At 70.5% G+C, this 18,939-nt stretch carries 19 protein-coding genes and 1 pseudogene; 9 read left to right on the top strand and 11 right to left on the bottom strand.

The window, feature by feature from the left end:
- Nucleotides 1-46: 46 nt before the first annotated feature.
- The gene (locus tag EV190_RS05340; protein WP_133740321.1) at nucleotides 47-904 is read right to left on the bottom strand and encodes an SDR family oxidoreductase; all 858 of its coding nucleotides are present in this window, start codon (nucleotides 902-904) and stop codon (nucleotides 47-49) included.
- Nucleotides 905-1,172: 268 nt separating this feature from the next.
- Here EV190_RS05340 and EV190_RS05335 point away from each other — a divergent pair, with 268 nt between their 5' ends.
- The 3 genes from EV190_RS05335 to EV190_RS05325 all read left to right on the top strand — a co-directional run bounded on the left by EV190_RS05335 (nucleotide 1,173) and on the right by EV190_RS05325 (nucleotide 3,878).
- Nucleotides 1,173-1,742, top strand: coding sequence for a TetR/AcrR family transcriptional regulator (locus tag EV190_RS05335; protein ID WP_133740320.1), 570 nt, complete (start codon nucleotides 1,173-1,175; stop codon nucleotides 1,740-1,742).
- Between the two features lie 61 nt (nucleotides 1,743-1,803).
- Nucleotides 1,804-2,979 (top strand): GDSL-type esterase/lipase family protein, encoded by a 1,176-nt coding sequence (locus EV190_RS05330; protein WP_133740476.1) that lies wholly within the window; start codon nucleotides 1,804-1,806, stop codon nucleotides 2,977-2,979.
- A gap of 80 nt (nucleotides 2,980-3,059) precedes the next feature.
- Entirely contained in the window at nucleotides 3,060-3,878 is an 819-nt protein-coding gene (locus EV190_RS05325) for an NmrA family NAD(P)-binding protein (protein WP_133740319.1), read from the top strand.
- 63 nt (nucleotides 3,879-3,941) lie between these two features.
- Here EV190_RS05325 and EV190_RS05320 read toward each other — a convergent pair whose 3' ends face one another.
- The 4 genes from EV190_RS05320 to EV190_RS05305 form a co-directional block, all read right to left on the bottom strand.
- Entirely contained in the window at nucleotides 3,942-4,793 is an 852-nt protein-coding gene (locus tag EV190_RS05320) for a class I SAM-dependent methyltransferase (RefSeq protein ID WP_243742364.1), read from the bottom strand.
- Between the two features lie 261 nt (nucleotides 4,794-5,054).
- The gene (locus EV190_RS05315; RefSeq protein ID WP_133740318.1) at nucleotides 5,055-5,825 is read right to left on the bottom strand and encodes a hypothetical protein; all 771 of its coding nucleotides are present in this window, start codon (nucleotides 5,823-5,825) and stop codon (nucleotides 5,055-5,057) included.
- On the bottom strand, nucleotides 5,809-6,291 hold the full coding sequence (locus EV190_RS05310; protein WP_133740317.1) for a hypothetical protein: 483 nt from the start codon (nucleotides 6,289-6,291) through the stop codon (nucleotides 5,809-5,811). The genes EV190_RS05315 and EV190_RS05310 overlap by 17 nt, the downstream gene beginning before the upstream one ends.
- Before the next feature lie 183 nt (nucleotides 6,292-6,474).
- Complete coding sequence (locus EV190_RS05305) at nucleotides 6,475-7,404, bottom strand: aminoglycoside phosphotransferase family protein (RefSeq protein ID WP_133740316.1); 930 nt, start codon at nucleotides 7,402-7,404, stop codon at nucleotides 6,475-6,477.
- Nucleotides 7,405-7,507: 103 nt separating this feature from the next.
- Between EV190_RS05305 and EV190_RS05300 the strand changes: the two genes are divergently transcribed.
- Together EV190_RS05300 and bla are read left to right on the top strand one after the other, a co-directional pair.
- Nucleotides 7,508-8,389 (top strand): alpha/beta fold hydrolase, encoded by an 882-nt coding sequence (locus tag EV190_RS05300; protein WP_133740315.1) that lies wholly within the window; start codon nucleotides 7,508-7,510, stop codon nucleotides 8,387-8,389.
- A 174-nt stretch (nucleotides 8,390-8,563) separates the two neighbouring features.
- On the top strand, nucleotides 8,564-9,499 hold the full coding sequence (gene bla, locus EV190_RS05295; protein WP_133740314.1) for a class A beta-lactamase: 936 nt from the start codon (nucleotides 8,564-8,566) through the stop codon (nucleotides 9,497-9,499).
- Between the two features lie 226 nt (nucleotides 9,500-9,725).
- Here the strand turns inward: bla and EV190_RS05290 are convergent, their stop codons facing one another.
- The 4 genes from EV190_RS05290 to EV190_RS05280 form a co-directional block, all read right to left on the bottom strand.
- Complete coding sequence (locus EV190_RS05290) at nucleotides 9,726-10,400, bottom strand: TerB N-terminal domain-containing protein (RefSeq protein ID WP_208113053.1); 675 nt, start codon at nucleotides 10,398-10,400, stop codon at nucleotides 9,726-9,728.
- Between the two features lie 936 nt (nucleotides 10,401-11,336).
- Nucleotides 11,337-11,489 carry a hypothetical protein gene (locus EV190_RS23290; RefSeq protein ID WP_166655374.1) on the bottom strand — a complete coding sequence of 51 codons (153 nt, stop codon included), beginning with the start codon at nucleotides 11,487-11,489 and terminating at the stop codon, nucleotides 11,337-11,339.
- Complete coding sequence (locus EV190_RS05285; RefSeq protein WP_133740312.1) at nucleotides 11,477-12,040, bottom strand: hypothetical protein; 564 nt, start codon at nucleotides 12,038-12,040, stop codon at nucleotides 11,477-11,479. Before EV190_RS05285 ends, EV190_RS23290 begins: the two co-directional genes overlap by 13 nt.
- Nucleotides 12,041-12,114: 74 nt before the next feature.
- Nucleotides 12,115-12,864 carry a hypothetical protein gene (locus EV190_RS05280; protein ID WP_133740311.1) on the bottom strand — a complete coding sequence of 250 codons (750 nt, stop codon included), beginning with the start codon at nucleotides 12,862-12,864 and terminating at the stop codon, nucleotides 12,115-12,117.
- Between the two features lie 341 nt (nucleotides 12,865-13,205).
- On the opposite strand from EV190_RS05280, the pseudogene EV190_RS24480 reads away from it, so the two are divergent.
- Nucleotides 13,206-13,385, top strand: a pseudogene (locus EV190_RS24480) (IS110 family transposase); the annotation flags it as partial.
- An 88-nt stretch (nucleotides 13,386-13,473) separates the two neighbouring features.
- Nucleotides 13,474-13,860, top strand: a complete 387-nt coding sequence (locus EV190_RS23910; protein WP_341770519.1) for a hypothetical protein — start codon at nucleotides 13,474-13,476, stop codon at nucleotides 13,858-13,860.
- Between the two features lie 310 nt (nucleotides 13,861-14,170).
- On the opposite strand, the gene EV190_RS05270 is transcribed toward EV190_RS23910, so the two are convergent.
- A complete protein-coding gene (locus EV190_RS05270; protein ID WP_133740309.1) occupies nucleotides 14,171-14,359 on the bottom strand; it encodes a DUF397 domain-containing protein in 189 nt (62 codons plus the stop codon).
- A complete protein-coding gene (locus tag EV190_RS05265) occupies nucleotides 14,352-15,167 on the bottom strand; it encodes a helix-turn-helix domain-containing protein (protein WP_133740308.1) in 816 nt (271 codons plus the stop codon). Before EV190_RS05265 ends, EV190_RS05270 begins: the two co-directional genes overlap by 8 nt.
- 293 nt (nucleotides 15,168-15,460) lie before the next feature.
- Here EV190_RS05265 and EV190_RS05260 point away from each other — a divergent pair, with 293 nt between their 5' ends.
- Both EV190_RS05260 and EV190_RS05255 read left to right on the top strand, forming a co-directional pair.
- Entirely contained in the window at nucleotides 15,461-16,555 is a 1,095-nt protein-coding gene (locus EV190_RS05260) for an endonuclease/exonuclease/phosphatase family protein (RefSeq protein WP_166655381.1), read from the top strand.
- Between the two features lie 3 nt (nucleotides 16,556-16,558).
- Entirely contained in the window at nucleotides 16,559-16,891 is a 333-nt protein-coding gene (locus tag EV190_RS05255) for a hypothetical protein (protein WP_133740306.1), read from the top strand.
- The last annotated feature ends 2,048 nt before the right edge of the window (nucleotides 16,892-18,939 follow it).

The following is an 18,939-nucleotide window of genomic DNA, read 5'->3' as shown; positions in this document are numbered from 1 at the left end:
CCGGCCCCGGCGGCCGCCTCCCCGCGCGGACCGGAACCGGGAGGGGCTACGCCAGGGCGCGCAGGGTCTGGGCCAGCGGGGTGGTCGGACGGCCGATCAGGCGGGACAGCTCGCCGCTGACGGCCCCCAGCTCGCCGTCGCGGATGTTGGCGTCCAGGGCGGCGACGAACCCGGCCGTGCCCTCGTCCAGTCCGGCTTCCGTCAGGGCCGCCACGTGCTCCTCGGTGGTGAGGTTCCGGTAGACGACCTCGCGGCCCAGCACCTCGGACAGCGTCCGGGCCAGCTCGGCGCCGGTCCAGGCGGTGTCGCCGGAGAGCTCGTAGACGGCGCCCGCGTGCGCCCCCGGGTCGCGCAGGACGACGGAGGCGGCTTCGGCGAAGTCCTGCCGGGAGGCGCTGGCGACCCTTCCCTCACCGGTGCTGCCGATGACGACGCCGCTCTCGCGGGCCTGGTCGAGCTGCTGCGCGTAGTTCTCGTTGTACCAGCCGTTGCGCAGGATCGTGGCCGGGATACCGGACGCGGCGACGACCTCCTCGGTGGCCTTGTGCTCGGGGGCCAGGACCAGGGTGGTGTCGGCGGCCTTGGGCGCGCTGGTGTAGACGATGTGCCCGATCCCCGCCTCCTTGGCGGCCTCGACGGCGTTGGTGTGCTGGACCACCCGCCTGCCGACCTCGCTGCCGGAGATCAGGAGCAGGGTGTCGGCGCCCTGGAAGGGGGCCTTCAGCGTCTCGGGGTCGTCGAGGTCGACGGGCGCGGTCCGCACACCGGTTCCGGCGAGCCCGGCCAGCCTGCCGGTGTCGCGGCCGACGGCGGTGATCCGGTCGGCCGGGTAGCCCCGGGCCAGGAGGTCGGCGACGACGAGGCGGCCCAGGTGGCCGGTGGCACCGGTGATGACGACGGACATGTGTGCTGGTCCTTCCGATCGCGGACCGGGTGTTCCCGGTCATCGTGTGGTGGTAACCAGTCCACCCCTCTTAACATTCCAAAAGTTGGTACACATCTTTAAGTCAGGTACCCCTCTTTTGGTAAGTCCACCACGCGACAGCACCGGCGGGGCCGGCGTCAGCGCGTGGACGCGGGAAGGGGTCCCGACCGCCGCCTGAGGGACATGCCGATTTGCCTAAACCTTTTAGGCAGACGCATAATGGCTTCAGGCAGAGGGGAGAGAGGCCATGGCACGCGCGGGGCTGACTACGGAGCGCCTGGCCCGGGCGGGAGCGGAACTCGCCGACGAGGCCGGCCTCGACCGGGTGACCGTCTCGGCGCTCGCCCGGCGGTTCGACGTCAAGGTCGCGAGCCTGTACTCGCACCTGAGGAACTCCCACGACCTCAAGACCAGGATCGCCCTGCTCGCCCTGGAGGAGCTCGCCGACCGGGGCTCCGCCGCCCTGGCCGGGCGGGCCGGCAAGGACGCCCTCACCGCCCTCGCCAACGTCTACCGCGACTACGCCCGGGAGCACCCCGGCCGCTACGCCGCCGCCCAGACGCGGCTCGACCCGGAGACGGCCGCCGCCAGCGCCGGGGTCAGGCACGCGCAGATGACGCGGGCGGTCCTGCGCGGCTACGACCTCGCGGAGCCGGACCAGACCCACGCGGTCCGGCTGCTGGGCAGCGTCTTCCACGGCTACGTCAGCCTGGAGATGGGCGGCGGGTTCAGCCACAGCACCCCCGACACCCAGGAGACCTGGACCCGGACCCTGGACGCCCTCGACTCCCTGCTGCGGAACTGGCCCGCGCCCTGACCCGCGCCCCGCACCGGCGGGGCGGAACACCGCGAACACCCCGATCGACAGGTTGACGACGATGCGCGCCGAGCACGACTGGACCACCACGCCCCTCACCGCGGAACTCCTGCGCGGCGCCCTCGACCTGGAGCGCACCGAGCACGGCGTGCTGCCGCACCGGCTGCCCGCACGGGCCCGCGCGCAGCACACCGACGGGCAGCTGGCCATGGCCGAGGCCCAGCCGTCGGGCGTGCGGCTGGTGTTCCGCACCGAGGCCACCGCCGTCGAGCTGGACACGCTGCCCACCAAACGGGTCCACACGGGCGCCCCGCCCCGCCCGGACGGCGTGTACGACCTGCTCGTCGACGGCCGCCTGGCCGGGCGTGCCCGCGTGGCGGGCGGCAACACCCTGGTGGTCGACATGGCCACCGGAGCCACCGAGGTCCGGCCCGGCCCGGTCGGCACCGCCCGCTTCACCGGCCTGCCCGACGGCGCCAAGGACGTCGAGATCTGGCTGCCGCACAACGAGACCACCGAACTCGTCGCCCTGCGCACCAACGCCCCCGTCGAGCCCGCGCCGGACCGGGGCCGCAGGGTGTGGCTGCACCACGGCAGCTCCGTCAGCCAGGGCTCCAACGCCGCGACCCCCACCACGACCTGGCCCGCGCTGGCCTCCGCCGGGGGCGGGGTGGAGCTGGTCAACCTGGGGTTCGGCGGCGGCGCCCTGCTCGACCCGTTCACGGCCCGCGCCATGCGCGACACCCCCGCGGACCTGATCAGCGTCAAGATCGGCATCAACCTCGTCAACCTCGACCTGATGCGCCTGCGCGCCTTCACCCCGGCGGTGCACGGCTTCCTCGACACCATCCGCGAGGGGCACCCCACCGCCCCGCTGCTGGTCGTCTCGCCCATCCTGTGCCCCATCCACGAGGACACCCCCGGCCCCGGCGCCTTCGACCTCGACTCCCTCGGCGCCGGGGAACTGCGGTTCCGGGCCACGGGCGACCCCGCCGAGCGCGCCGCCGGGAAGCTGACGCTCACCGTCGTCCGGGAGGAGCTCGCCCGCGTCGTGGAGCAGCGGGCGGCCGACGACCCGAACCTGCACCACCTCGACGGCCGCGCCCTCTACGGCGAGGCGGACTTCGCCGAGCTGCCGCTGCCCGACCGGCTCCACCCGGACGCCGCCACGCACCGGCTCATCGGCGAACACTTCGCGGCCCTGGCCTTCGGCGACGGCGGGCCGTTCGCCGCCTGAGGCGCCCCGCTCCACCACCCCCTGGCATCAGGAGCGACGAACCGACACAGGACGTCAGGTGTCCGTGCTTGCCTGGGTCCATGACCCGACAGACGATTCTGGTGCTGGGCGCCACCGGTTCGACCGGCCGAAGGGTGGCGGGCCTCCTGCGCTCCGCCGGGCACGACGTGCGCGCGGCCTCGCGCGGCGGCGGGGTCCGCTTCGACTGGACCGACCCCGAAACCTGGGAACCCGCCCTCGCGGGGGCGACGAAGCTGTACCTCATGGCGCCGGACGGGCTGGCGGTCGATCCCTCGCTGGTGGCGTGCGCCGTGGAGCAGGGGGTGCGACACATGACCCTCCTGTCCAGTCGGAGCATCGAGGCGATGGGCGACGAGCGGCTGACGGCGGCGGAGCGGACCGTGCGCGACTCCGGGGCCGACTGGACGATCGTGCGCCCGGACTGGTTCGACCAGAACTTCGACGAGGGCTTCTTCCGACCGGCGGTCCTGGCGGGTGAACTCGCCCTTCCCCTCGGCGACGTGAAGCAGGGCTTCGTCGACGCCGGCGACATCGCCGCGGTCGCGGCCGCGGCCCTCACGGGCGACGGCCACGCGGGGCGCGTCTACGAGTTGACCGGGCCGGAGGCGCTGTCGTTCCCCGACGCCCTCGCGGCCATCGGACGCGCGAGCGGCAGGACCATCCGTCACCTCGGGGGCGACGACGACTACACCGCCTCGCTCGCCGCGGCGGGCGTCCCCGTCGAGGAGGCGCGCCGGGCCCTGGACTCCTTCGCGGCCCTGCGCCGCCTCGGCGACGCGGAACCCACCGACGCGGTGCGGCGGGTGACCGGACGCGCCCCGAAGAGCTTCGCCGCCTACGCCGCCGAAGCCGCGAGGAACGGCGCCTGGCAGGCCTGATCCCCGCCCTGGGCGCGCTCGGCGCCGTCCTCTTCAGGAGCCCGGCGCGAACCGGGCGGACGATCACCCGGGGCGCCGCGCGACCACCGAGAAGTTCAGCGGGATCCTGGGCGCGCCCTCGGGCAGCCGCCACCCTTCCGGGCACTCCACGAGGTCGGGGAAGGCCCGCCAATCCATGAACGGGTGCTCGCCGAGCGCCTCCACCACCAGCCCCGCCTCGAGCAGCGCGCCGGTCACCTCCGCGAGGTCGTGGCGCCACTCGTGGTTGACGGTGTGGGTGATGGCCCCGGTCGGCCCGTCGGTGTAGGTGGCCGCGTCCTCGTAGGTGTTCGTGCCTCCTCCTCCGAGGTAGTCGCCGGTGACCTGCCACGGCTCGAAGTCCATTGCGCCCAGGATCGGGTGGTCGTCCCGGACGGCGAACACCCCGCCCGGTTCCAGCAGGTCGTGGACCGACCGGGCCCACGACCGCAGCTCGGGAAGCCACACGATGGCCCCGGCGCTGGTGACGACCACCTCGAAGCGGCGGTCGACAGCCCGCGACGCGGTGCGCGCGTCGCCCTGGACCCACGTGATCCGCGCGCCGTCGGCGTCGGCGATGCGCCGGGCGTGGGCCAGCGAGTTCGGCGAGAGGTCCAGGCCGTGGACGTCCACGGCGCCGAGCCGGGCCCAGCAGACGGTGTCGGTCCCGATGTGGCACTGGAGGTGCAGCAGCGACCTCCCCGCGACCGTCCCGCCCTCCAGGTGGGGCGCGAGGACCGCGAGGTCGTTGAGGACGACCTGGGACATGCGCGACGGGTCCGCGAGCAGCCCGTCGACGTCGTACATCCGCGACCGCGCGTGGACGTCGGCGCGCTGATCCCAGTTGGCGCGGTTATCGGCGATCGCCCCGTCGTACTCGTCCACGTCCGCGGACACCTCGCTGCTCCGTGTGCCCGGGCTTCGGGCCGCGCCGCCGGAGGTCGGCGGCGCGGCCCGATGGTACAGAGGCCCGGTTCGGACCGGTACCGGTTTTCCCGCCGACTCGCGAACCGAGCCGGGCCCGACGTACAGCCGGGCCCCACCGTCTGCCCCCTGGGAGCATCCCCCTCGTCGACCGTGGCCTTTTCGGGGTCTCAACCGCCTCGCAGACCCCGAAAAGGTCACGGTCGACGAGGAAAGTCACCCCCGGGAAGCGCGTCAGTCCTGCCGGTCCCGCCGGATCTCGTACACCCCCGGAGCGATCACGCGGGAGATCCGACGGATCCGCTCCTCGTACCCCGCGGGCCACCGGGTCCCCGTGTTCCACCGCACCCCTTCGAGACGGCCTCCCTCGGGAACGGCTCCGCCGAGGTCGACCCCGCTGAGATCGGCGTCGTAGAAGACACTGCACGCCTCCTCGAACTCCCCAAGAATGCGCGAAGCCCTTTCATCGGCCCACGCGTACTCCTCCGCTCCGGAGAAGCGGGAGAGCCTTCCCAGGTCGGCGGTAAGACGTCGGGCCTGGTCCAGGGCCTCACCCAGGCCACGCGACTCCCGAACGGCCCTGGTCGCCTTGACCGCGTCCCCGTAGCTCCGGGCGGACTCCGCTCTCCGGGCGTAGTCGGAAGCGACGACCGCGCAGCGGTCGCGGAGGCGGCCGAGAACGCGACTGCGAGGCGGGAGAGGGGCGTAGGCAGCACGAACGGGGCCATGGCGGCCGGGCCGAACCGCCGCCGTCCCCGTGTACGGGCGCAGCCGAAGACGCGCGGGGCCGTCCTCCGCCCTCAGCCGCTCCAGGACCCCCTCCAGGACGGCGATCGCGGTCTCCGGGCTCCACTCCTCCTCGCGGTCCTCCGCAGCCAGGACCACCGGCAGCGGCCTTCCCGTGATCTCCGCCCAGACACGCCTTCCGAGCGGGTGGCGCCTGTCGGGAGGCGCGGACGGGACGCCGACGACCTCCCTGAGGATCCTCCTAGCGACCGCGCTCAAGTTCCTCCCCCTCGGCTGCTACCGAACGGTCCTCCACGGCCGCCCCCGGTTCGAGCGGGGAGATCCCCAGCCCGTCCGGCGTCCGGACCAGGGCCGGTTCCCCGGTCTCGGCGGGCGCGGTGTCGAAGAGGTTGATCCGGACGCTGGCCACCTGCTGGAAGATCGACCGCGCCGACACCCCCGCCACGAAGGCGATCAGGGGTGTGGTGATCTGGTCCGTCACGGTGAGCACGTACCCGGCCAGCGCCCCCAGCCCACTGTGGAAGGCGCCTCCGACGAGGAGGGGGACCACGTCGCAGTGGTCGCGCAGTGCGGGCCGCCGTCTCCGACTGCCCTTCTTGTTCAGGTGCCTGGTCCGGGCGAGCTGCCAGCCGGAGATCTGGGAGGAGAGTTTCAGCAGGCTGGGCAGCACTCCACCGAGGGCTGCCAAGAGCACGAAGGTCTGCATCCGGGGGTGCGTCTCCATGGGGTCGGCTACCGCCAGCTTCGCACACCCAGAGTGCCCGCGCGCCTCCTGACCGCATCCGGCCACCTTCCGTCCCGACGAGCCTGACCCCAGGTCCCGCCCGTGGACGGCGGACGCCCGGAGTCCGGCGGGGCACGGCCTGTCCGGGCCCCCGGCGTCCCGGCCTTCACGACCGGCGGAATCTCAGCGGGCCGAACGGCCCAGCAGCGTCGTGGCGATGGCGACCTGGACGGGCTCCAGGGCGGACCTGCCGTCCTCGACGTCCCACAGGGCGTTCTGCAGCACCCGGCCGAGGGTCCAGCCGACCGCCCGCCGACGGTCCAGGCCGAGGGCCTCGGTCAGCAGGTCGAAGCGGTAGAGCACCACGCGCGCGGGGTCGCCCGCCGCCACCGCCTCGTCCCACCGGTTGTCCAGCGCGGGAAGCAGCTCGAACCCGGGGTCGCCCGCCAGGGGCTCGGGGTCGATGGCCAGCCACGGCTCCCGCTCCCCGGCGAGGACGTTGTCGTAGTGCAGGTCCCAGTGCAGCAGGCGGTCCCCGGGGTCGTCGACCAGTTCGGCCACGGCCGACGCGCAGGTGCGCACCAGTCGCTGTTCGGCGGGGTCGCGCAGCGCCGACACGGCCCGCGAAGCCTGTTCGAGCATGGCCGCGGCGACGTCGGAGAGCCGCCGCAGGCCCTGCGGGGCGGGCACCGAGGACAGGCGCGCCATCAGCTCGGCCAGGACCCGCACGGCCACGCGCCCCTCCGGCACCGAGGACAGGGGGCGGGACGCGTCCAGCCGTTCCAGCAGCTGGACTCCGCTCCGCTCGTCGTCGTCGAGCAGGCGCACGATCCCGTCGCCTCCCCATGCCCGCAGCCCGGCGGAGGCTCCGGCGGTCTCCTCGCGCGGCTGCTGGAGCTTGAGGACGGCCGGCGTGCCGTCGCCCCGCAGCACGGGCAGGACGAGCGAGGCCATGCCGTGGGCGGCCGGGCCGTCGGGCCGCAGCCCCCACCGGTCGAGGAACTCGCCGCCGAGCCGGGGCAGCCCGGCGACCCAGGCGCGCGCCTCCGCGCCGCTGGCCCCGTAGGACGCGGCGAACGCGTCGGGGACGTCGAAGGGGACCGGTGCGCTCATGGGAGAAGTCTTCCCCGTGGGCTCCGGGGCCGGGGCACAGGGGCGAGGGACGCCCGGTGAAAACGGATTGGCCGTCGGGGCGGCTCCCCCTACGCTGCCGACCATGGAACCGGACGTGACCGAACCCGACCGCGCCGGCGCGGTGAAGCTCCCCGACGGCCGAAGACTGGGGTGGGCCCGGTGGGGCCCCGCCGACGGGACGCCGGTGCTGTTCTTCTCCGGCGCCGGGATGGGCCGCCGCCTGGGGTTCGGCGCCGACGCGCTACCCGCGCTGGGGGCCCGGCTGATCGCCGTCGACCGGCCCGGACTGGGCGCGTCCGACCCCGCCCCGGGACGGACCCTGGACGACTGGGTGCGCGACATCGGCGGCCTCGCCGCGGCCCTGGACCTGCCCGCGTTCCGGATCGCGGCCTTCTCCCAGGGGGCGCCGTTCGCCCTGGCGTGCGCCGCGGCCGGCGTCGCCGAGGCGGTCGCGGTGGTCTCGGGCCAGGACGACCTCCGCCATCCGGACCTCGCCGGCCTCCTCGCGCCCGACGTCGCCGGGATGCTCTCGGCGGCCGAGGCCGACCCCGCCGGATTCGAGGCGTCGTTCTCCGGCGTGGGCCCGGACCTGCTGCGGCGGCTCGTCGTCGACATGAGCTCCGAGGCCGACGCCGCCGTCTACACCGCGCCGGCCTTCAGCGAGGCCTACGCGCGCTGCCTGGCCGATGGGTTCGCCCAGGGCGCCGCGGGCTACGCCCGCGACCTCGCGCTGGGCATGGCCCCGTGGCCCTTCACTCCGGAGCGGATCACCGTCCCGGTCGACCTCTGGTACGGCGGCCGGGACGCCAGCCCCGTGCACTCGCCCGACCACGGCGCCACGCTGGCCCGCCGCATCCCCGCCGCCCGCCGCCGCCTCCTCCCCGAGGCGGGCGGCGCTCTGCTGTGGACGCACGCCGGGGAGATCCTGTCGGCGCTCCTGGGAAGCGGCCCGGACACGCGGTGAACCGGCTCCGAGGCGCGTCGGGGCAGGCCGGGGCCGCCGGGGCCGGTCACCGCACGGAAAGGCCGGGCTACCGACAGCGACACCCGCTGTTATCGTGTGAGCGAATCGCCCGCGGGCGCCCCCAACGCCCGTTCCCCTCACTGACCGACGGCGAAAAACGAGGAGCCCCAGACCATGCCGATCCCACACACCCGACGCGCCGGTGCGGTGGCCTCCGCCGCTCTCACGCTCGCCTTCCTCACCGGCTGCTCGGCGAACGGCCACGCCGCCACGTTCGAGTCGGCGGTCCCCGCCGTCTCCCCGGCGGCGTCCCCTGCGGAGTCCCCCTCTCCCTACGAGAGGGAGTTCGAGCGGCTCGAGGGCGAGTTCGACGCCCGCCTCGGCGTCTACGCGGTGGACACCGGAAGCGGCGACACCGTCGCTTTCAACGCCGACGAGCGGTTCGCCTACGCCTCCACCCACAAGGCGTTCTCCGTCGGCGCCCTGTTGCGGCAGAACTCGATCGAGGAGCTCGAACGGGTCGTCACCTACACCGAGGACGACCTCGTCGGCCACTCCCCCGTCACCAGACGGCACGTCGAAACCGGCATGACGCTGCGCGAGATCAGCGACGCCGCCGTCCGCTACAGCGACAACACGGCCGCGAACCTGCTCTTCGAGGAGCTCGGCGGCCCCGAGGGCCTGGACGCCGCCCTGGAGGAGATCGGCGACGACGTCACCCACGTGGACCGGATCGAACCCGACCTGAGCGACTGGGAGCCGGGAGACATCCGCGACACCAGCACCCCCCGGGCCATGGCCACCACCCTCCGGGCGTACACCCTGGGCGACGCCCTGCCCGAGGAGAAGAGCGCGATCCTCATCGATCTGATGAAGCGGAACCTGACCGGCGACGCGCTGATCCGCGCCGGGGTCCCCGACGGCTGGGAGGTCGGCGACAAGACGGGCAACGCCAACTACGGGACGCGCAACGACATCGCCGTCCTCTGGCCCCCGAACGGCGACCCCATCGTCCTGGCGGTCATGTCCAGCCGCGACGCCGAGGACGCCGAACACGACGACGCGCTCATCGCCGAGGCCGCCGAGGTCGTCGTCGACGCCCTGGGATAGCCGGCCCGCCTCCGCAGGGGGCGGCTGCACCGGCCCTCACCTGGTAGAGCAAAAGGGCGGTCCAGACGCTCCCTCGCACACCTACGGCCGGGGGAATGCCGGGAAGCCTTCCCGGGCCTTTCGACGGCTCGGTTGAGGACGTGCCGGCAATGCCTGCGGCGCGCCCGGGGATCCGCGACGGTCGCGCTCTTCGACACCAGGCCATCGACAAGATCCCGAGGCCGGGTCAGCCGCCTTCGGCACTGTCGCCGCTCTGTCCTCTCAGGTGATCGAGGAACTCCTGGGCGATGGCTTGTCCACGGTCATCATCGGTCTCGGTGTACAGGGCTGCGGCCCGCTCCACAGCGGCCACGGCTTTCTCTCGTCCCCCGAACTCCTCCAAAGCCAGTCCCAGGTTGTTCCACGCCCCGGCCGCACTATGGCGGTCACCGGACTCGTCATACAGGTCACGGGCCCTGGTATGGGCTTCGACAGCCTCGCCGAAACGCCGCACCCCTTGCAAAGCCAGACCCTGCCCGAGGATCCGACGCTCCAGCCCGGTGAAGAACAGGGAGACGAAGTTGATGGCCGCGTCGCGGTTCCTCCGTCCACCGGCCAGCCACTCCAGGTAGGCGGCCCTGACCGTCGGGGAGAACCTGTGGTAGGGAACCAGCGAGGTCGGTTTCAGCATGTCGCGCCGGAAGTTGACGGCCTGCCCGACCGACATCGTGTTCGGGTCGATCATCGAGGGCTCGACCCGACCGGTCTGCAGCTGGTAGCTGCCGACGTAGAGAAGCCCGTCCCGGATGACCAGGTCCTTGGGACCCTCCAGGGACTTGACCGTCAGTCTGGCCCCGGCTGGCAGCCACCAGAGGCCTTTGCTCTCCAGCTCCCGCCCCGGTTCCGGCTTCTTCGATGTCACGCGGACAGATCTTGACCGAGTCACCCCAGTACCCCGGTCAGGGCCGCTCCCGTCGAAACGACCCCGACATCCCCATCATGAACCAATAGATCGTGACGCCGGCGCCCCCAAACGGACATCACCGGGCACCGGCGTCAAGATCATCGGTTTCCACGCCCCTACGATTGTTCTAGAGAACCCCCGGCGCGGGGGTGTTTCGGGCTCTGTTGGAGCAGGGTCCGCTCGGGGCCTGTGACGGCGGGCGGCGACGGCGGGTGGGGCCGGAGGCCCGCGCGTATCCGCCGGGTGTCCGTGACGCGGCGGTTCGAGGGCCGGTTCCGCTCTGACCCGGAATGATCCTGGGCTTTCTGCCCGTTTCGGGGCCGGGAAGGGCAGAAAGCCCAAGACCGTCAACGGAACTACCGGTGCCCGAAACACCCCCGCGCCGAAGACTCCCTACACTACTTCCAGCTTCGAGCTGGCGATGTCGACAAGAGCGTCGTACTGGAAAGATATCTCCTCCCCGTCGCTGGGAGAGGTGCTGACGAGGGAGGCTCCGATTTCCTAAAGAATTGCTTCCTGTTCCACGGGTGAAATCGGTGTCCGGGATTCCATTTCCACTTCCTTTGGCTGGATTCTATGGGATTTTCAGGGAAGGGGCGTTCTCCAGAGAGATCGAGTTTACCGTGTTCCCGTTGATCCAGTAGCCGACTCGGATGGTCTCCGACGCTGTGACTCCGGCCTGGAAGTCACACTCGATCCCCACCCTTATTTCTGTGGCGGGGTTTCCCTTCAGGAGACTGGACCAGCAGTCCCCCATTTGTAGAAGTTGTTTTCAATATTTACCCCGCCCCATCGCTGTGGTCCATTGGAGTCGGCCATTCAGGCGGAAGGCGCCTGTCGAGGTTTGTTTCCTCTTGCATCAGGAGCGTTTCCCTGGCCAATTTTGTGATATTTCTATTCTATTTTCACGTTCGGAGGTGGATATTTGGCCATTTTGGCATAGATTTTTGCATTTTCCTCGTCAAGCCCTGCGGCAATGTAGAGTTCAATCAACTCCTCGAGCATATAATTTTCCGGATCTTTTACGACTCTAATCATTTCAGCCATCCCTCGGATTGGAAAATATGGTCAAGAGCCTCTGCTATGGGTTCGAAGTCTTGATCCTCCCATTGGCGGTATTGGTCCGCCTCGGAGGAGGAAAGTCTACTGCGAAGCTCGGTGAGTAGCTGCTCATCGCCTGATCGCACCGCAACCCACTGGGCGTAGGAGTGTGCCCAGATCTCGGGGAGGGATCGCAGGTAGGTGGTGTACTGATCCTCGGGCTCCCCTTTGAGCGCGCGGACCGCCTCGGAGTTCCATACGGCTTCTCGCCATGCCCGCATCTGTGGTGTGCGTGGCATTGCGCTAGCAAGTCCTGAACCTTCGAAGGCGCCGTGGTCGATCGCGTGACCGATCTCGTGCACCAGAGTGCTCCGCAGTTCTGGGTTTGTCGTATTGATGTCGATGGAACGAGTCAGCATGTCATACTCGCCGAGATGATCTGCCGGGCCGGTGAACGTGGTGAACTGTACGGATCTCATGGAATCCGGGAAGCCGTGAACCGATTCTACTATCTCGATTGCCTCCTTCATGTTCTGTCGTACTTCGGTGTCGCTCACGGCATCCGGGACTCTTGGGAGCCCTTGGAGATCTAGAAGCGAGACGACTTCCTGATCGGGATTCTGTTCCGGATTTACCTCGTGGAACGGCATCCCGAATTCCGGGGGAAGCTGGCCCGTATCCCCAGGGGCAATCTCATCGCGATTGCCGCCAGGCCTTTCTCCGACTCCTGGATTCCTGACTGTTCGATTTCATCATATCCGTCGGAGTCGCTGTAAGAGCCTGTCTCTGTTTCGTAATTGCCGGGGCCCTTCTCCGATCCTCCACCAGGTGAATGATCAAGGGGCACGTTGTACTGGTCGCCGTCTCCGCCGACGTAGCCATGATCAGGTTCAGATCCATTACCTGAGAGGCGGTCGCTGCGCGAAAGGCCCTCGGTGCTCACCCCGTCACCGGGCGCCCCCGGGATACTCAGCGTGTTGTCCCCGCCTACGGGCACGGGTGGGTGGTTGTCGAGGCCGGCGGCATTGTCGAGTGCGTCGCTGAGGCCGTGGAGGTGGCCGGTGTCGGTGTCCAGGCCGTCGAGCGCATCCTGGAGGTCTTGAGTGGTGGGGTCGGTGCCGGGGCGGTGGCCGGGCAGGTCCAGGTCCAGTTTGTCGAGGGCGGTGTCGAGGCGGCCCGGGGCGTTGTCGGGGGTGGCGTTGTCCGGGGCGTTGAGGGCGCGGACGCCCTGGAGGCCACGCCAGCCGATGAGGGCGGCTCCGGCGGGGGCGCCCACGCCGGTGACGGTCAGGGCCACGCCCGCGACGAGGCTGCCGACGTTGATGAGCCCGGTGGTGATGACGTAGCCGGGGCGGTCGGCCCATTCGCGCCAGGGGACCATGGAGTGGCCCATCTCGGTCCAGGCGCCGGAGAAGTCGCCCCACCAGTCGTCGTTGTTCCAGCCGGTCTCGTCGTAGAAGCCGGTCTATTGGTTCATGACGGGGATGTCGGGGTCGTTTCGACGGGAGCGGCCCTGACCGGGGTGCTGGGGTGACTCGGTCACGATCTGTCCGCGTGACATCGCGATGACTTGTCCACCAGCGCCCTCGGGGCGGGGCCCCGGCCCGGGAGTGACTTCATAGAAGCCTGTCGAGCACGCCAACTCGCAATAGATCTGTCCCCCGGACCAGGGCCCCGACCACGCGTCCTGTCCACACGCGAGCAGAACCAGGACGCCTCCTCATGGTGACAGTGGGAATCGATCCGCACAAACACGTCCACGTGGCCGTCGCCGTCGACGCCACCGGCAAACGCCTGGGCCGCCCCCTCAAACTCAAAAACGACGCCGACAGACTCGTCCGGCTGCTGGCCTGGATCCGCGCGCTGGCCCACACCCGGCCCGTGACCTGGGCCATCGAGGGCGGCCCCGGCCTGGGCCGCGGCATCGCCGACGCCCTGCTGGCGGCCGGCCACACCGTTCGATGGACGCGCTGCTGGGCTACGTCAATCGGTGCAACGCCGACGCGGCCGGGGACGCGGGGCCGGACGCGGAGCAGCCCCCGCCGAGGCGACGGAACCGGCGGACGGCTCGGACCCGCTCACGCGGGACTTCGGCAGGGCGATGCGCACGGTCTACGAGCGGTCCCGCGACGAGGCCAACTACCCGGCGACCCACTTCCTGCGGATGCTGGCCGACCTCGGCCCGCTCGCGACCGCGCGCAGACTGCTCAACGCGCCGGCCGTGTCGGACGGTTTCGCGGCTCTGTGGGAGCGCGGCCGACTCGACCTCACCGTCGAGGCCCTCGTGGCCGCCCCGCGCTTCGCCCCGTTGTTCACCGAAAAGGAGACCGACACCGCGCGCAAGCGGCTCGGACAGTTCGGCTACCAGGCCCCGTAGCGCACGGCGCCGGCCCGGACACCGGGCTCCCCGGTCCTGCGGCGCCCCGAAGAGACTCCAGGGCCGGGCCCTGCCGGACGTCGCCCCGTTCCAAGGCGGCAGGCCGTCCCAAGCACACACGGTCAACGGAAAGCCCGACGGGCCGAACAACCCGGCAGTACCGTGCCGTTTCCCTCGGGCCGGAAACCGCCGACCCCCTATCGATGATCGTGGCGTCGGCGTCTTGAAATCGCGGATTTCAGGACGCCGGCGCCACGATCATCGAGGGTTGCGGCCGCGAGGACCAAGGGGTCGAACCTCGGTCAGGACCTTAGAGGCGGCCGTCCTTGAGGTCGCGCAGGAACGACGCCCAGGCGGCGGAGGTGAAGTCGATCTTCCCGAGTCCACGGTTCTGGGTATCGCGCACGCTGACCGTTCCAGTGCCCCCGGCAACCTCCACGCAGTTGTTGTTGACCCCACTGCTGTAGCTGCTCTTGCGCCATTCGCGCGTATTACCCATCGAGTTCTCCCTTTACCAGCCGGACCAGTTCAACGCTATCGCCGGCCGAAAGAGCTTCCGCCTGGATCGCCCCGAACAGGCTGGCGCACTCACGGACCTGTTCCGCCTCGTCGATAACCAGATCGTCGAGTACGTACTCCGCCGACACGACCATCGGGCGGTCCCGGAACGCGAAGAGGCGAAAGGGGCCGGAGAGCCCCGGCGGCAGTCTGCATGTCAACGGCACGATCTGGAGTCGGAGAACGTGTCCTTCGACCATTTTCAGAAGATGGTCAAGCTGCTCCTTCATTGTGGCCGCGTCACCGAGGACGCGCCGGATGACGTTCTCATCCAACACCATCCACAGTAGCGGGCGGTCGGTTCCCTCCAGGATTTCCTGACGTTTCATTCTGGACGCGACCAGGCCCCGGATGGTGGCCTCGTCCGCGAACGGCCTCATCGCGGTGTACGTCGCCCGGGCGTAGGCGGCCGTCTGCGCGAGTCCGGGAATCAGGATCGTGTGGTATTCCCGCACCTCGGACGCGATCCGCTCGAAGTCGATGGACGTTCGCGACCCTACCGGGTATATCGCGTGGTTGCTGACCGTCTTCCACAATCGCTCGAACGTGCCCGACGTTTCGAACAACCTGTCCAGCGCCTTGGCCTGGTCGAGCTGGGGTCCTCGCGTACCGCCTTCCAGGTACGAGACCAGAGAAGACGACACATTGAGCGCTTTGGCCACCTGCCCCTGCGACATCGCCGCCGCCTTGCGGTGTTTCCGTAGTTCGGAGCCGAACCTGCGCCAAATGGGGTTGGTCCTTCGTCCCATACCTGCCTGCCTTTGAGATGACCAGAATCCACAGAGCCGCCACCACCCGACAACCAAAAGCCACCTTCCTTGAGAAATGGTGACGGGGTGGTGGTTTCCATAGCCCAGCACCCAGCCGAGTCGTCAAGGTATCTACCAGGGAAACGAACCCAGAGTAACCCGAATCGGTAATTCCGGTTTTGCGGCCCGAACAGGGTTACCACCAGTCACTCCTGACAGCGACCTGGATGAATGGTGATTCGGGTGGGGCCGGTGATCGCGTTGGGAAGCAGTACCGACGCTCGGGGGGAGCCGTGCGCCATCGCTCCGCCCAATCCCAGTGGGCGCTGCTCATCGAGGCGTCGCATCCGGGCTGGCGATGCGAGTACCGCCCCGAGACCGGGACCTACCACGCCCTGCTCGACCTTCCCGTCCGCTCCCCCGCGACCGTCACGGACACCGACCCCCGCCGGGTCCACGCCCAGATCTCCCAGCTCACGCACCTGAGCCACCGGCTGCGCACCCTGCTCAACCACACCGACCCCCAACGAACGAGGAGCCGATACATGCGCCTGACCAGTCAGAACCTCTTACACGGGGCCACGCAGACCCCCGAAGGCGTCCCGCAGGACCGGTGGCCCGCCGTGGCCGAGGCCATCCGCGCCGAGAACCCCGACATCCTGTGCCTTCAGGAACTCCACGGCTGGACCTCGCACAACTACCAGCAGCTCTTCCGCGCCGAGCGCGACCTGGGAATGCGGGTGGCCGGATGGGTGCCGCCCGCGCGCAGCCGCGGCGGCACCCTGCTGATGTACCGGCACCGGCCCGGTGGGATCCGGATGCGCCAGTGGGAGAGCGCGAACTCCACCGAGCTGTACAACGGCCTCGGCGTGGCCGTGTTCGACTTCGGCGGCGACGCCCCCCTGACCGTGGCCGGCGTGCACCTCCAGGTCGCCTCGATCGAGGCCGCCACCCAGGAGGCCCTGCTGGCGGTCTCGCGCGCCTACCGGTACGGCGGCCTGGGCGTGGTGATGGGCGACTTCAACCACCAGACCCTCGACGACCCGGCCCCCGACCACACGACCCGGTCACCGCTGAGCGTGGCGGCGCGGTGGCGCTTCGGCCCCGACGGCTCCATCGTGCCCGACCGGTCCCTGGCCCGGAAGCTCGTCCTCGCGCGGATGACCGACGCCGCCGCGCACCTGGCCCAGGTCACGGGCGACGCCTCGCTGACCGCGCCCACCGCCGGGGGCGGGATCAGAACCGACCAGGCGTGGGTCACCCCGCCCCTGGTCCCCGCGCTCGCCGCCTACCGCCGTATTCCGCACGACGCCAGCGACCACCACCTGATCAGCGTCGACCTCGACCCCAACCAGATCACCGTCCGGGCCGACGGCCGCGCGGGGTGACCGGTGGTCGGAGACCGCAAACCCCCCAACGAGGCGATGCGGCGCCTGAACCGGCTGCACCTGGCGTGCTCTCGGAAAGGACTGCGCCTGGCGGCCTCACGGGACGTCCTCACCGTGACCCGCTTCGGCCACGCGGTGACCGTGCGGCTGGCCGCCACGTCCGGCGACCCGCACTGGGTCATCGAACCCCCCGCCGGGGTGGACGCCCCTTTCTCCCTCGTCCCGGTCGGCAGTGAGCCCGCTGCGGCCCGGCGCATCGCCGAACTCCTGGACGCCTCCGCCCGCGCCGCCCGCACCTCCCTGCTCCCCCCTCGGCCACGAGGAGCCCGGGAGTGAGCCCCACGTGCGTGGGGCCCGGCGCCTCGGAGTACTACGCGCGGTTAGAGAACCTCCGGCACGGAGGTGTTTCGGGCTCTGTCGGATCAGGGTCCACTCGGGACCTGTTACGGCAGGCAACGACGGCGGGCGGGGATCGAGGTCGCGCCCGTAGTGTCCGTTGCGTGAGGGTTTCGTTGGCGGTCTTGGGCTTTCTGCCCGTTTCGGGGCTTGGAAGGGCGGAAAGCCCAAGATCATTCCGAGTGGGAGCGGAACCGGCCCTCGAACCGCCGCGTCACGGACATCCGGCGGAGACACGCGGGCTTCCAGCCCCACTCGCCGTCGCCACCCGCCGTCGCCGCCCCGTCACCGCGCCGTCACCGCCCCGCGCACGAGAACACCCCGACGATCCGGCCAGCGAACTCCCGGCGGCGGAAACTCCATAACCGCAGCGACTCATCCCCACGTGCGTGGGGCTCGGTCGCTGTGTGGGCGGCGCGTCTACTCCAGTGGCGGTTCATCCCCACGTGCGTGGGGCTCGGTTCGCGGCGGGTGCGGAGCTTGGCCCCGTCGACGGTTCATCCCCACGTGCGTGGGGCTCGGAGGACGCGGAGGGTGGTGTCGCGGACGGACTCCGGTTCATCCCCACGTGCGTGGGGCTCGGGTTCGGCGGGGGTGAGTGGGCGTCCCAACCGCGGGTTCATCCCCACGTGCGTGGGGCTCGGCCGTGTTGAGGTCTCGGAGGAGGTCGCGTTCGCGGTTCATCCCCACGTGCGTGGGGCTCGGGAGCAGTCCCAGGGCTCAACGCCACGATTCACCGGTTCATCCCCACGTGCGTGGGGCTCGGTCCAGCACCGCCGGATCCGGGTGCGGGGTCTCCGGTTCATCCCCACGTGCGTGGGGCTCGGCGCCCCGAACCCACCGGGTTCGGTCCGTACTGCGGTTCATCCCCACGTGCGTGGGGCTCGGTGGCTGAGAAGAAACGTGGGGGGTAGTCGGTTCGGTTCATCCCCACGTGCGTGGGGCTCGGTCCTGCCCTCAGGAGAGTTCGTCGCGGGGCGGCGGTTCATCCCCACGTGCGTGGGGCTCGGTACGGCCCCAGGCGGGGGGCGTTCGGCCAGTCCGGTTCATCCCCACGTGCGTGGGGCTCGGGCGCTGTGGGACGCGGGGGTAGACGGAGATGTCGGTTCATCCCCACGTGCGTGGGGCTCGGGCAACCGTGACCCTCTCAGAGGACCCCGGCCCCGGTTCATCCCCACGCGCGTGGGGCTCGGCGTGATCCACGTCTCATTGGCGTGGCGGTCGACGGTTCATCCCCACGTGCGTGGGGCTCGGGGCCAGGGGTGGCCGCACCCATGCGGCGGGTTCGGTTCATCCCCACGTGCGTGGGGCTCGGCACCGTCGACCCGGTGGTCACCGACCCGGCCGCGGTTCATCCCCACGTGCGTGGGGCTCGGGCGGGCAACGCCTACTACGGTGCGGCGTGCCTGGGTTCATCCCCACGTGCGTGGGGCTCGGGTGGACGCCGAGATCGTCGAGGAGGACGAGACCGGTTCATCCCCACGTGCGTGGGGCTCGGGACACGACGAAGGCCCGGCCGAACGGCCGGGCCGGTTCATCCCCACGTGCGTGGGGCTCGGCTCCTGCACACTGGCGGTGGTCTTTTCCATGCCGGTTCATCCCCACGTGCGTGGGGCTCGGGCCATTGAGGAGGCGCGGGAGAACCCGGTGGCCGGTTCATCCCCACGTGCGTGGGGCTCGGGACCAGCTCCTCGATGTCCACGAGCTGTGCGGCGGTTCATCCCCACGTGCGTGGGGCTCGGTCTCACTGTGAGTCGGTCTCCTTGTCGATGTTCGGTTCATCCCCACGTGCGTGGGGCTCGGGGCCCCGGGCCACGGTGAATGTCTGGACTGTGCGGTTCATCCCCACGTGCGTGGGGCTCGGAGGAGCACGCGGACACAACCCCCCATCAGTACCGGTTCATCCCCACGTGCGTGGGGCTCGGGCCCTACATCTAAAGTCAAGGGCACTCTATGCAGGTTCATCCCCACGTGCGTGGGGCTCGGCT

Source organism: Actinorugispora endophytica, assembly GCF_004363075.1.
GTDB lineage: Bacteria > Actinomycetota > Actinomycetes > Streptosporangiales > Streptosporangiaceae > Actinorugispora > Actinorugispora endophytica.
The sequence above is the reverse complement of the archived record's forward strand: the minus strand, read 5'-3'. Positions and strand labels throughout refer to the sequence as shown.